The sequence below is a fragment of the Xenorhabdus bovienii genome (assembly GCF_024721015.1).
GTDB classification, from domain to species: domain Bacteria; phylum Pseudomonadota; class Gammaproteobacteria; order Enterobacterales; family Enterobacteriaceae; genus Xenorhabdus; species Xenorhabdus bovienii.
In genome coordinates this window covers 1-13,614 of the sequence record NZ_JANAIF010000086.1, presented here as the reverse complement: position 1 = coordinate 13,614, position 13,614 = coordinate 1, and the positions used below count along the sequence as shown (strand labels likewise).

General features: G+C 43.1%; 9 protein-coding genes and 1 pseudogene. 8 read left to right on the top strand and 2 right to left on the bottom strand.

Annotation, left to right across the window (positions count from 1 at the left end):
• The 4 genes and pseudogenes from NXS07_RS16825 to NXS07_RS16810 form a co-directional block, all read left to right on the top strand.
• A pseudogene (locus NXS07_RS16825) lies at nt 1–318 on the top strand (DNA transfer protein); the annotation flags it as partial.
• Entirely contained in the window at nt 318–1,553 is a 1,236-nt protein-coding gene (locus tag NXS07_RS16820) for a phage DNA ejection protein (RefSeq protein ID WP_258087185.1), read from the top strand. The pseudogene NXS07_RS16825 and the gene NXS07_RS16820, both read left to right, overlap by 1 nt.
• Nucleotides 1,553–3,838, top strand: a complete 2,286-nt coding sequence (locus NXS07_RS16815; RefSeq protein ID WP_258087184.1) for a hypothetical protein — start codon at nt 1,553–1,555, stop codon at nt 3,836–3,838. The genes NXS07_RS16820 and NXS07_RS16815 overlap by 1 nt, the downstream gene beginning before the upstream one ends.
• Nucleotides 3,839–3,947: 109 nt before the next feature.
• Entirely contained in the window at nt 3,948–5,912 is a 1,965-nt protein-coding gene (locus NXS07_RS16810; RefSeq protein WP_258087183.1) for a phage head-binding domain-containing protein, read from the top strand.
• Here NXS07_RS16810 and NXS07_RS16805 read toward each other — a convergent pair.
• On the bottom strand, nt 5,896–6,759 hold the full coding sequence (locus NXS07_RS16805; RefSeq protein WP_258087182.1) for a hypothetical protein: 864 nt from the start codon (nt 6,757–6,759) through the stop codon (nt 5,896–5,898). The two genes, NXS07_RS16810 and NXS07_RS16805, sit on opposite strands and share 17 nt — an antisense overlap.
• Nucleotides 6,760–7,226: 467 nt before the next feature.
• Here NXS07_RS16805 and NXS07_RS16800 point away from each other — a divergent pair, with 467 nt between their 5' ends.
• The 4 genes from NXS07_RS16800 to NXS07_RS16785 all read left to right on the top strand — a co-directional run bounded on the left by NXS07_RS16800 (nt 7,227) and on the right by NXS07_RS16785 (nt 12,550).
• On the top strand, nt 7,227–7,610 hold the full coding sequence (locus tag NXS07_RS16800) for a hypothetical protein (RefSeq protein WP_099116918.1): 384 nt from the start codon (nt 7,227–7,229) through the stop codon (nt 7,608–7,610).
• A 756-nt stretch (nt 7,611–8,366) separates the two neighbouring features.
• Nucleotides 8,367–9,581 (top strand): tyrosine-type recombinase/integrase, encoded by a 1,215-nt coding sequence (locus NXS07_RS16795; protein ID WP_099132536.1) that lies wholly within the window; start codon nt 8,367–8,369, stop codon nt 9,579–9,581.
• A gap of 216 nt (nt 9,582–9,797) precedes the next feature.
• Nucleotides 9,798–10,004, top strand: a complete 207-nt coding sequence (locus NXS07_RS16790) for a helix-turn-helix transcriptional regulator (RefSeq protein ID WP_099132537.1) — start codon at nt 9,798–9,800, stop codon at nt 10,002–10,004.
• A 107-nt stretch (nt 10,005–10,111) separates the two neighbouring features.
• Nucleotides 10,112–12,550, top strand: a complete 2,439-nt coding sequence (locus tag NXS07_RS16785) for a toprim domain-containing protein (RefSeq protein ID WP_258087186.1) — start codon at nt 10,112–10,114, stop codon at nt 12,548–12,550.
• Between the two features lie 424 nt (nt 12,551–12,974).
• Here NXS07_RS16785 and NXS07_RS16780 read toward each other — a convergent pair whose 3' ends face one another.
• Complete coding sequence (locus NXS07_RS16780) at nt 12,975–13,295, bottom strand: hypothetical protein (RefSeq protein ID WP_258087181.1); 321 nt, start codon at nt 13,293–13,295, stop codon at nt 12,975–12,977.
• Nucleotides 13,296–13,614: the final 319 nt, after the last annotated feature.

Here is a 13,614-nt window from a genome sequence, read left to right as displayed (position 1 = left end):
ATTGCGCCGCAACTGGGACAAAACTATCTGAACATGAAAACCGCCGAGCAGCAGGACATGTATAACCAGTTGCTGGGATTAGTTAACGTTGGTCTGTCTGGTGCGGGTGCTCAGTCTGCGGCAGCGGCTAACAATGCGAATGCCCTCGGTTCGCTGTATAGCCAACAAGGGGCAATAAATGCAGGTAGAAAAGCGCTTCCTTGGCAGATCGCAGCAGGGGCTAGCAATAGTATCAATAATGGTGCATCGCAGGATATTAATCAGTTCGGCGGTATGGCCAGCAAAATGTTTGGCGGGATGATGGGGGGCATGTTCTGATGGTTCAGCCAATTAACTATTATGAATCTCTCATGCCTGATTTGGCAGGTCAGGCACTAAAGGAGACACAAAATAGGCTCGGTCAATCTCAATTGACGGGGCTAAACCTGCAAAACCAGCAAATGCAGCAGCAGATGAGCGAGCAGCAAGCATTTAAACAGGCGTTACCCGGTGCTATTAATGATCCTCAAAAGTTGCGAGAACTGGCAGTAACATACCCCTCTCAGCTACAAAATATTCAGGCTCAGTTGGGATTCAGGAGCGCACAAGATGTTGCAGCATTAGATAGTACTGTAAATCAATTGCAGTTGGCGATATCGACAGGTGATCCGCGCAATGTAGCGGCGGCATTGGTGCAGAATGCTGAGGTTATTCAGTCTAAAGGTGTTGAACCTCAGCAACTAATGTCAATGTATGCGAACAATCCTGAGCAGCTAACTGAGGTTCTCAATACAATCAAATTGGGAACTATGAACGCCAAAGATCAGTTTGAGGTTTTGGACAAAAAAGAAGTTAGAGAAATTGATCGCAACAAGCTGACTGAGACTGTTCGCAGTAATCAGGCGTCTGAGTCGCTACAGGCCAGAAGTCAGGATATCCAAGTTCGTGGGCAGGATATCGGGGCTGAAAATGCCCGCCTCGACAGGGAGATCAAAAAGGCCGAGTTCGCCCAAAATGCTATTGACCGCCAATTAAAAACGGAAACAAATCAAATCAAACGCGATGACTTGCTTCTGAAACAGCAAGAGTTCAAACGGAAAGGCGATCAAGCTAAAACTGATAAATATGATACTTATCTCAGTCAGGTCAATGCTATTGATCAAACCATCGGTACGGCAAACCGGATATTGGATAGCCCGGGATTTAATGGATATTTTGGGATTAACATAAACCCCTTTGGTAACAGATATCTTCCCGGTACTGATGCCGCCAATACTGAGGCCTTGGTTGACACACTGAAATCACAGACATTTCTAGCAAACGTTCAGTTAATGAAGGGGCTAGGGGCATTATCTAATGCGGAAGGGCAAAGAGTGACAGATGCTATAGGTAAGCTTTCTCCCTCCATATCAGAAAAAGCGGCCAAAGAAACGATTAAGACAATCATTTCCGTCACCAATAAGGGAAAGCAGAGACTGGATAATAAATTCAGTACAGAGGCGGAGAAATATAGAAAAGAGCAAGCTGCTCCATCCAGTAATCAAAGTGAATATTCAAGTTTATGGGGTGACTAATGGCTAAACCGTGGCGGGACGTTGTTGCGTCCTCACAATACCAATCGCTAAACCCACAACAGCAGGCAGCGGCGCAGGAACAATATTTCAATGAAATAGTTGTACCTAAAGCCGGTGATAAGGTCGAAGCCGCACGACAACAATTCTATGCAGCCTACCCATTACCACAACAGCAACAAGCGGGTAACCCAATCGCAGAAGCTGGAAAAGGCTTTCTTCAAGCTGGCGTAAACGTGGCTAATATTATTCCCAGCATTGGTGATGCGGTGGTTAGTGCTGGCGCTTGGGCGGGTGAAAAGGCTGGATTAGGTGATGGAACATACACACCCACACAACGATTTGAGTTACCAAACAGTCTTAAGCCCCAAGATTCTTACGCTAAAATCGGCGCAGAAGTCGCGCCGTACTTAATACCGGGTGTTGGCACAGAGAAAGCCGCAGTAGCCCTTGGCTCCGTTGCCAATGCGGGTAAACTGGAGAGAGGCGCAACTAAACTGGCTGATATGGTGGCTGAAAATACTATAGGCGCATTGGCTCAGAACAGCTCAAAAGATAATGCGGGTGGGCTGGCGACTGATCTCGGTATTGGTACTGCTGCTAGCGGGGTGGCTAGGGTTGTCACTCCGGTTCTGGGTAAGGCGTTGAATGTCGTTGGTGAAAAGACAGGGCTGAATAAGCTATTTCGTGGAGCAGAGGAAGGTGCTGGAGCAGGTGGAGCCGGACAAGGTGCACCGCAACCTCCTCCTCAGAAACAACTAACGCCAGAAGAAACACTTCGCCAAATGGCAGCCCAGAAGAACCCCGACTTAGCTTCTTCCCTTCAAGGTCTTGATGTCAAAGTGCAGCCTGATATAAAAGCCGCCGCTGATAGACTTGGAATAACTGAGGATCTTCTCCCTTCCCATTTATCAGGCAACCAACAATATCAAGCCGTTGAACAGGCCATTAAATCCCGTGCTGGTTCAGCACTTAAGCAGCAAGAAGATACGGCCATTCTGAAACTTTCTGAGAGTGCCGGAAAACTCATTGATGACGTTGCTAAAGCCCCTGATGCACTATCATTGAATCAGAAAATTATTGGACAGGTTGACAGCAGGATGGCAGCACTTGAGCATCGTAGTGATCAGCTTTATAAACAGGTTGATAATGCCATGCTGCCCGCAACCCGTATTGAGGCTAATAATACAGCCGCAGCACTTGAGAGAAAGGCTGATGAACTAGGGGGCTGGGAAAATCTGGACACGATCGAGAAGGCTGTATTCAAGGCCGTTAATCCCAGTCAGGATGGTATTCTCACTTATGCCAACTTGAATAAGCAGCGCCGTTTAGTTGGTCAGGCATTATTTAAAAATCGCGGTCCATATAAAGATGCTGATGAGGGAGCATTGCGATATCTCTACTCTCAGTTATCTAAAGATCAGCGGGCTGTATTAGGTGATGTGGGGGCTGGCAGGGACTTTGAAGTCGCTCAGCGCTTGGTTCAAATGCGTAAGGGGCTGGAAGATCAGATGGTGCAGTTGCGCGGCAAGAACCTGACAGGGGATATCGCGAATCGTAGCACACTGGCAGTTGCCTCTCTTGCACGGGGAAATTCGAAACAATTCTCTGAGCTAATGAAAAACATTCCCAGCAGACAAATGCGCCAAGAGGTTGCAGGGACTGCCATCAGGGATATGTTATCAGCAGGTAAGCGTGGTGCAGACTTTAATCCTGCTGGTTTTGCTGACTGGTATCAGAATCTCAGAACATCCGGCAATCTGCGTATTCTGGCGCAATATATGCCCCGTGAGTTTATGACAGGTCTTAATGATACTTATGTGGTGGCCAATGCTATCAGGCGCGCAAAATCATTCGAAATCACTACAGGGCGTTTGAATGATTTTACAAAACGCTTTGATGCAGTGACCGCACCTCATGAGTTAATGGCTAAATATGCCGGGAGAATCGGCACAATGGCAGGGACTAAATTAGGGCCATTGGGTGCGGTGGCGGGTGGTGCGTTGGGTGAAAAGCTAGCTGTTCGTGCTAGAATGGCTGGTGGTGCAGGATCTTCGGAAGCGGCTGAGAAATTAATTTTATCCTCTGAATTTCAGCAAGCCACTAAAGGAATTGAAGTTCCTCCCGCAAGAGGAAAGAGCAAATATCGTAAAGTCTTTGATGAAGCCAAGCTTAGAACCTCTAAGCAATGGAGAGAGTTCTATGATTCACTACCAGATATTGATAAGCGCACAATTGCTCGCATCGGTATCATTGGATGGGCTAATCAGAACGAAGAAGAACAGTAATTAGACTGATAATTACACCATTATCGCCGCTTAACCGCGGTTTTTTTACATCCAAATTTCAACCAATACAGTATCCCTTGCTGGAATTCCGCACGTCTGGAGAACATAAATGTCAGAAATAATCCCTAATGTTGTCGTCTCAATGCCATCACAGTTATTTACTATGGCACGCTCATTCAAGGCGTGTTCTAACGGCAGGATTTACATTGGCAAAATAGACACCGATCCAACCATACCCGAGAACCAGATTCAGGTTTACATGGAACGTGAGGGCGGTGATTTAGTGCCTGCTCCTCAACCCATCATTATCAACGCAGCGGGCTATCCGGTTTATGCCGGACAGATTGCTAAGTTCGTGACTGTTCAGGGACATTCAATGGCTGTCTATGACAGCTATGGAGTGCAGCAGTTCTACTTCTCTAATATTTTGAAATATAGTCCAGATAGGCTCAGGCAACAACTGGAGGGCGGGAATGGTGATCAGGTGGTTTCCAGTTCTCTGGGGGGTACTGTTTACAGCGATTATAAGGCTAATGAAATCAGGCGGGCGGATGATTTCATAATAGGAGCCAAGGTTAGCAATGATAAAGATGCGCTGAAATTTGGTGAATTTTTTTATGTAAATATAACTGGGCCTTATCCGGTTAACGTAACCTATCCTCAACCTAATGAGGACTGGGTTTGTGTGGGGACTTTAGATAGGTATGGCGTAGATAACGTATTAAATTACATGATCAACGGTTCTAGGACTATTGATGGATTTAACCTAGCCAGAGATAGTAAGAGAAGAAGGGGAGGAGGGATTATTTATATTCCTGCTGGTGATTATTATTTAGAGGACGAATTAGTTTTAGTCGATTTTGTTAAGTTTGAAGGAGAAAGCGATAGAATAACCCGCTTATTTGGTTCCCCTAATGTTAATGGTGAAGGACGGGCGGTAGTTAGATCATGTTCAGTGCCAATTACCAGCAAGGATTTGCCAGAACCTTTATCCCATACAGGAATAAGTAACTGCACGATTAATGGTAGTAATACATGGGATTGTTGCCTATATATTAGGTTAACTACAAACGAATCCAGATTTAATAATGTAACCACTCAGTCTGCAAAACTTGTTAATACAAATATATTATATAGTTGGTATGTAAGTATGAATAACCATGCATCTCGTGATGCAATGAATTATGGTATCGTTATTGGCAGGGCAATATTTAGTGAATCTGGTTCAGAAGAAGTCAATGCATGCAGCTTCATAAATATGAGAAGTAATTATTCCGGGCAAGACGACAAATATCATCCGACCAATAACCCATTTGCTGGTGCAGGAATAACAATATGGATAGCCAATTCATGTGCGTTTGATTATTTGGGTGCTGAGAATTCATATGGGGTTGGAATTTTGGCTAGAAAGGGAATCAATTCAACATTAGGTGATATATACATCGAAGCCAATGGTAAAGGTAGTAAAGCAACTGAAAAAATTGGTTTATATGTCATAAATGCTGATTCAGCACCATTATTAATCAATTATTTAAACCTGACATCAGAACAGAAGATTTTTTTAGATTTAAATTCATTATTATCGCTTGGCTATATCTATCGTCATAACTTTGAAAGCGGTTGTTTTTTAGGCGATGGTGAGGTGTTTTTGAGAAATTCTAGAAACGCAAACCTTTTATCAAATAATGACTTAGCATACGTGAGTAATATTCAATCATTGACACTGTGTTCTTTTGCTAATGTATCAATGACTAGTTATACAGCACTTGATAGTTTAGTTTTCTATAATGCTCTGGAGAGACCTTCTGTTTTATTTATTTTTAATCCACGTGTGACGTTTAGCCACACGGATTCGATTATCATCAGAATACTAGTTGATGGAAATAACATTGATATCAACTTTGGTCAGTCTTTTACTAAAGACGTACAAGTAACAAAAAAAGTTATCATACCAAAGGGTGTTGTTCACTTTAAACAGCAAAGTAATTCATTGCCTGACACATCAACCGGAGCTAGTGCAGATATGTTTCTTGAATATTACCATATTAACGGTTTCCCTATCTATAACTACTAGCAACAATGATAGTCGCGGAAATTTTATTCCGCGACTCTTTTGGCTTGACTAGCGCTGGAATGATAGCTAAGTATAGAATAGGGAACACAAAGGAAATTTTACTGATCAAAATGCAGCAAAACAATATTTTCATTGAAGCTCCTTTAATCTTCCAAAAAAGGCACACTATTGGAATTATTATAAGCACACCGAACTTTAACACCAAATAACTTATAAGCCCTGCATCATTAAGGGCTGCGATAGAATATTCACCTAATGTAATTTCTTTATATAAGCTATTTGGAATATTGAAATATCCAGCACCAAAAATATTAACCAATCCATGTTTGTCGAAGTAAATCATAGATATTAAATTGTATCTAGAACCTGATGTTACATCAAATTTATATATCAAATCATTAATAAATTTAAAAATAAAATCATAATTTACTGATGATAGGAGAAGTGCTAACAGGAATAAGAATACAGCATATTTTATTTTTATTCTATTGAAAAACAAGGCAAACATGATTCCTATGAACAACAGAACTCCAATTGTAGAAAAATTAAGGAGTATAGTAATGGTTGATATATATATTAATGATTTTTTTACGTTTAGTGATATTCCAGCCATTATAATACATGTAATGGCTGATGCATATGTTGATGGTTCAACATATAATCCGGTAGCCCTGTAATTCAGTTTTCCTGATAGTTCGCCGCCAAGTATGTAGTTGATGTACCTTGATGACTCTCCGGTGATTGGATGAATAAAATCAATATAATAATCAGTCAAATACACAATTATCATTTGAGTAAAAAATAAAACTATATGGATAGCAAGGACGGCAGAAACAGCAAATTTCAAATCACTGATACCTGCTTTTTTTGAGCATACCCTATACAAAGAAAAAATTATGACGTATAAAATGAAGGAAAACAATAAGTTGTTATAGAATGATTCGACCGATGCGTCAGATTTGTCATCAGAAATGACTAGAAAATAAAGGGCTGAAATGATTATGAAACCAGTATAACATGATGCTAACATCAGCTCCTGTTTTGACACACTAATTGTTTTTGTCTTTTTTATAGTATAAAAAACCAACAAAAGCATGGCTGGAACGTAGGCATATGTAGTATGATTTAATAGAGATAATAGGAATATTGATATGAACAGTAAATATTTCATTTTTCCAAAATTTACTATATTGATGTTAAAATCACTGCATTATAGACTATGATTTAGCTTTTTCCCAATTTTAATGAAAAAGGTTAGATCTAAAGCTATCTGTAGATTTATTTTTAGACCTAAAAGATATAATGGTAAAGAAAATGCTTATTATTACTGGCGAACCGAAAGATTACTATCACGTTGATGGTGATAGCATAATTATAGATTTGCAGCCAATCATTGATGGTATAACTAAGTCTATTAACAATGAAATGGATAGAAGATCGGTTGATGATTACATACTAATATGTAAGAATTTTTTTTCTTCTGAGCCTGAATCAGTACAAAAGGCAGTTGAGGAAAAATTGATGCAGGTATCTAACGATTTTGCTCATGAAGCTGAGTCAGCCACAAAACTGACGAGTCTTACTGAGATACCAAAAACATGGAAAGAGTGGTTTTTGGTTGTCGGGTTTGCGTTTTTGTTTTGTGTTGCATTTGTTGTGCTTTCTGTTATTGCCCTTCCTTTTATCGATCACCCGTAATCGCACCCCGGCTATAGTCGGGGATATTCATTCGAATCCGGAAACCTTTTTCTCACAACGACACGCGATTTTTCGTTTTCCTTCTTTTCTTTCACCACTTTATGTTAGGCATCCTATCAATGTAATTGGCTATCTGCTGGGCCGAATGGGTGGGCGTAGGATGCCGGAAGATTCTATCTGGAATCAGAAACAGGTATTGGTGTCTGATCCTCAGCAGGAGCATAATTCCACGTCAGCCGTCAATAAATAGTCAATAGGGGAGATTAGCGGGTAGTTGGGTGGATTGGGGAAATTGTGGTCGGATGCTGGAAGGCTTGGTGTGAGGCAGGGGAATTAGCTGAGACTGAATAGGGAGTTCACCAGCCCACTATCTCATCCATGTAGTCGGCGAGCTGGTGGGTGGGGTTGTCTGGGTGAATTGATTGGGACGGATCTGGGACAGGCATTGAAAAGCAAGCAGAAGTAACAAGGGGTAAGTTTGGGTAAGGTGGGACGTGTGAGCGCCGATAAATGCGGTAATTGGTTGATTTAGATAGTGACTCTACTCACTTCTAAGCCGTAGGTCACAGGTTCGAATCCTGTAGGGCGTACCATCCATTCATATCGTAACGTCTTCCGAAGTCTACAAAATCCCAATAAATACGCAGTGTTGGCCTTTTTCCGTTCTCCTATAGTCTAGTAAGGTATGTTGAAATCTACGATCTTATAGGGGTATATTTAGGGGTACATTCAGGTTCAATGAAGTGAGATACCCCCATGAAGCTAACAGCCCGACAGGTGGACACTGCAAAACCGAAAGAAAAACCCTACAAACTTGCAGATGGTGGCGGACTATATCTATTGATTAACCCTAATGGCTCTCGTTATTGGCGGTTAAAGTACCGGATCGCAGGTAAAGAAAAATTGCTCGCATTAGGGGTATACCCTGAAATCTCCCTTGCCGAAGCGCGAACCAAGAGAAATGATGCGCGGCGGACATTATCGGGTGGTAATGATCCGATAGAGGAAAAGAAAGCGGAGAAGGCAGCCAAAGTATTTGCGGTCAACAATAGTTTTGAATCTATAGCTATTGAGTGGCACGAGTATAAACGCCCAAACTGGTCACAAGGGTATGCCGAAGACATTCTAGAATATCTGAAAAAAGACATCTTCCCGTATATTGGTAAACGTGCTGTTACCGAGATTAAACCTGCTGAAATGCTGGCTGTGCTCCGAAAAATGGAGCAACGCGGCGTTTTGGATAAATTGAAAAAAACCAGACAGGCCTGTCGGCAAATCTTCACCTATGCCGTTATTACCGGACGGGCAGAGTTCAATCCCGTTACTGATCTTGCCAGCGCACTCAAAGCTCCCAAGCAAAAACACTTCCCACACCTTTTAGCCGACCAGATGAATGATTTCCTCATCGCCTTGAGTGGTTATAGTGGTAGCCAAGTGACGCAATCAGCGACCCGTATGCTGATGCTGACCGGAGTACGTACTATTGAGCTGAGAGAATCGGAATGGACTGAATTCGATTTTGATAACGATCTCTGGCAAATCCCCGCCGAGCGAATGAAAATGCGCCGCCCTCATATTGTCCCACTGTCAAATCAGGTTAAAGGCATTCTTATTAAACTGCATGAGATTACAGGACGCGGAAAATACGTTTTCCCCGGTCGTAACGATGCGGGTAAGCCAATGAGTGAGGCAGCTATCAATCAGGTTATTAAGCGAATTGGTTATGACGGACAGGCAACAGGCCACGGCTTCCGCCATACCATGAGTACCATCCTACATGAACAAGGCTATAACACAGCTTGGATTGAAACTCAGCTTGCTCATGTTGACAAGAACAGCATTCGTGGTACTTACAACCACGCTCAGTATCTGGATGGTCGCCGGGAAATGCTGCAATGGTATGCGGATCATATGGAGATGCTGGAACGAGGCGAAAATGTGCTGATTGGAAAATTTGGCAAAAGGGCGTAAATATATGATGTTTTTTTACGCAAGTGTGACCGTGACACACGAGCTTATTTTTTATACATAATGCCAATTCAAAGCCAAAATTTCCTGAAAAAATAAATTCAACAAATTGGAAAAACAATTAACGCTGTTCATTTAGTCTTGCTTTTTAAATAATCCGCCTGTCATCAAATAACGTCCACAATGAGCGCCCAAGGACTCGGTAACAGGAGAAAAAATATGACAATGACAGCACCGAAGGAAAACCTTATCCGTTTGCCGGAAGTTCAACGCAGAACGGGTTATAGCAAAGCGTGGATCTACAAACTGATTAGTGCCGGAGAGTTTCCTAAACAAGTCAAACTCGGCTCCCGCTCCGTCGCCTTTATTGAATCAGAAATTGATAACTGGATTGCGCAGCGGATCGCGGAATCGCGAGCGGCATAACATAGAAAAGAACATGGCATAAGAAAAGTAATATAAAAAGCAACGCCCCAGAGTGCGCGAACACATCTGAGGCGTCTGACCAACAACCGTTAAATGAGGTAACGATGATGGCTGATATACAGCATACCCAAACTCACCCTAAATTTATATCCTCAGATATCACAGGCAACCAGAAACCGCTTGATCTGATCCAGACCGTGAAAAAATCCGCTATGTATCATTGGGAAAACCTATTGCCTGCCTGTGGCATCAATATCCCGGCAAAGGGAAAACATGGTGCTTGTCCTGTCTGCGGTGGCACCGACCGTTTTCACTTTATTGATGATCACCATCATGGCAACTGGCATTGTCGCCAGTGTGATACCCCGAACTATGGTGATGGACTGGATTTAGTGGCAAGAACCAAAGGAATTTCCATCACTGAGGCAGCAAAAATCATTGCAGGCGTACTGGCATTGCCTTTGCCAGAACCCAAGTCCGCCAGAGAAACCATTCAAACTACGCAGTCAATTGCCGAAAAAGTGGCATCACTAATGGCGCAAACTGTCGCTGGTCAATCGCCCTATCTGGCTGCAAAAGGGCTGGATTTTCCTAATCAGCGGCTATTGCTCAATAATTCGACTTTGTTGGCACTGACAACACTGGATAAAAAAGTAACAGGTGCACAAATTATCGAACCCAATGGAGAGAAAAAATTACTGTCCGGCAGCCAGAAAAAAGGCGCATTTATTGCTCTGTCAGAGCTGGAAGCGTTCCCTGACACAGTGATTATTACCGAGGGCTATGCTACGGCACTTACAGTTAGCCAGCTTTATAAAGGCACTGTTCTGGCAGCATTGGATGCTGGCAATTTATCTTCGGTTGCCAACGTTGTTCGGGAACGTTGGTCAGGTACAAAAATTATTATTGCAGCAGATAATGACTGGCATCATCCCGACGAGCTGGATAAGAATGGTAAACCGAAAGTGAATATCGGCAGGATTTCAGCAGAAAAAGCTGCTATTGCGGTTAGTGGTTGGGTTACGTTACCACCGACAGAGTACAAAGCTGACTGGGACGATTATCGACGACAACATGATGTGGAAAGGGCAAAGCTGGCCTTTTCTCAGGGGCTTTATCGACCAACATCAACCAAGAAAAAAACAGCCACTCAGCCCAATGATAGTGAATCTTCAAAACTGACATTATGCCAGATGGGAGCGAGCCAGCGTGGAGAAGTCTTGCTGGCACGTTATGACGGTGATTTAGCATTGGATGGCGCTTCGGAAACCGTTCATCACTATGACGGCATTGTCTGGCATCCGGTCAGTGACCGAGATTTAAAACGGGAAATGGTCGCTGCCTTTATGGATGAGAAACTACCGTACTCACCGCATGGTATCAGTTCTGCGGTGGATGCTCTCAAATTACAGCTTCCCATGATGCAGCCGCCAGAACGTCATTTAATCGGATTCAGCAATGGAGTGTTTGACCTGAAAGTCTGCCAGTTCCGGCTTCATCGCAAACATGACTGGTTGCTACTGGCGAATGACGTTGAATTCAATTCCCCTGCTTCGGGGGAAACTCTGAAAAATCATGCCCCGCAGTTCTGGCGCTGGCTCAATCGGGCAACAGCCAATTGTGAGAATAAGTTTGAGCGGGTGCTGGCAGCCCTGTTTATGGTGCTGGCGAACCGTTACGACTGGCAGTTGTTTCTGGAAATCACCGGTGCCGGAGGCAGTGGCAAAAGTATCTTTGCTGAAATCTGTTCAATGCTGGCAGGCAAAGGCAACACTGTTTCTGCTAGTATGGCCGCACTGGAAAACCCACGGGAACGGGCGCTGATTGTGGGGTATTCGTTGATTATCCTGCCAGACCAGACCCGCTATGTGGGCGATGGCTCCGGTATTAAGGCCATTACAGGCGGGGATGAAGTAGCCATTGACCCGAAGCATAAACAGCCCTATTCAACACGTATCCCTGCTGTGGTATTGGCGGTAAACAATAATGCCATGAGTTTCAGTGATCGCAGTGGTGGTGTATCGCGGCGTCGAGTGATTTTCAACTTTTCCGAAGTTGTGCCGGAAAATGAACGTGATCCACTTTTACGGGATAAAATCGCAGCAGAATTGCCCGTGATTATCCGGCATTTGCTCTATCGGTTTGCTGACCCACAAACTGCAAGGCGTTTACTGGCAGAACAGCAAAAATCTGCGGAGGCGCTGGATATCAAACGTGGCACCGATCCATTAGTCGATTTTTGCGGCTACCTGATTGCGTCTAATGAAACTGACGGCCTGTTAATCGGTAATGCAGAGATTGTGCCGTTCAATCCCCGTAAGTACCTTTATCATGCCTACCTTGCTTATATGAAAGGCAACAATCTGAATAAACCCGTTTCCGTGACCCGTTTTGGTATGGATATGCCGGGTGCACTGGCAGAGTATGGGCAGTATTACCTGCGTAAGAAAAGCAAATACGGCATTCGCAGCAATCTGAACCTGAATATCGACACGGCTATTGAGTGGCTGCCAAAACTAATAAGGGATAACCTGCCAGAAGAATAATTTTTTTCTTTATTGATGATAATCTTCAAAGAAATATAAAAAAGTGTTCACTACTGTTCACCTTGTAATTTAAACCAGTTATATCAATATATTATAGGGTGAATAGTTATTTTTAAACTGTTCACAAGTCTTCATCACTATTCACCTTTTTCAGATTGAAGGTGAACGGTTGGATGAAGAGTAATGATGAGTTTGATTTCAAGTCATCATCATTTAACAATATGAATTTAAATGAAAGTCATCAAAGATGAATAGGGTGAACAGTTTTATTACTAATTCTTTAATAGTGTAGGCTGTGAAAATATTTTTTCTGGCTGGCAGGGTGTTTTCAGATTCTCGGGTTTGTCTGGTTAATGTATTAGCCGTACAAACCCGAGAAGACAAGCGCAGCGCGTCAGTGTGGTTTTAGTCTGTTGTACTACTATTACGTGAAGCTGTTAAATTTATCCATCAGGTCTTTCAGCTTCTGCGCTGATTCGTCCTCAAGAAGCTTATTCAGATTTTGTGGCGCCTGCTTCAGCTGCTTGTTTAACGACTCAAGATTGATTTCGTTATTATCGAAAGGAGTGAGGTTACTGTTGATACGTTTTCGCACTAGTTCCCAAAGGAAGGTCACGCAGTCCGATTCTGTAGTGACGTAGCCTACAGGTATTGTTAGGCCACCAAAGCCCAAGCTAGGATCGATTTTTGCGTGGTATTGTGTCAATGCGAACCCATTTTCGCCGGGGAACACCATAAGTTCCATATGTGATTCAGAGGTACCGTCCACAAAGGTGCATAACTTACGGTCAGTTCGCTGGCTTAGGGTATTCTTGAGGCGGGCTCGTTCGTCATAGCTGTCATTGCCCTCTTCAAGGTGAAAGGCAAGATTCAGGCTACTGTGGCGCTCGCCCTGATTTAGCTCATAGTTTATCTCTTTAATGAATGACTCTAGGCCAAGACTAGGCTGTGTCCCTTAATGTAAATTGATAGTATTATCATCTAAACTGTTTTCAATACGGGAAAAAGATGATGGCACGCTACGACATTCCTGATGACGCATGGATAGTGATAGAACCTTGTTT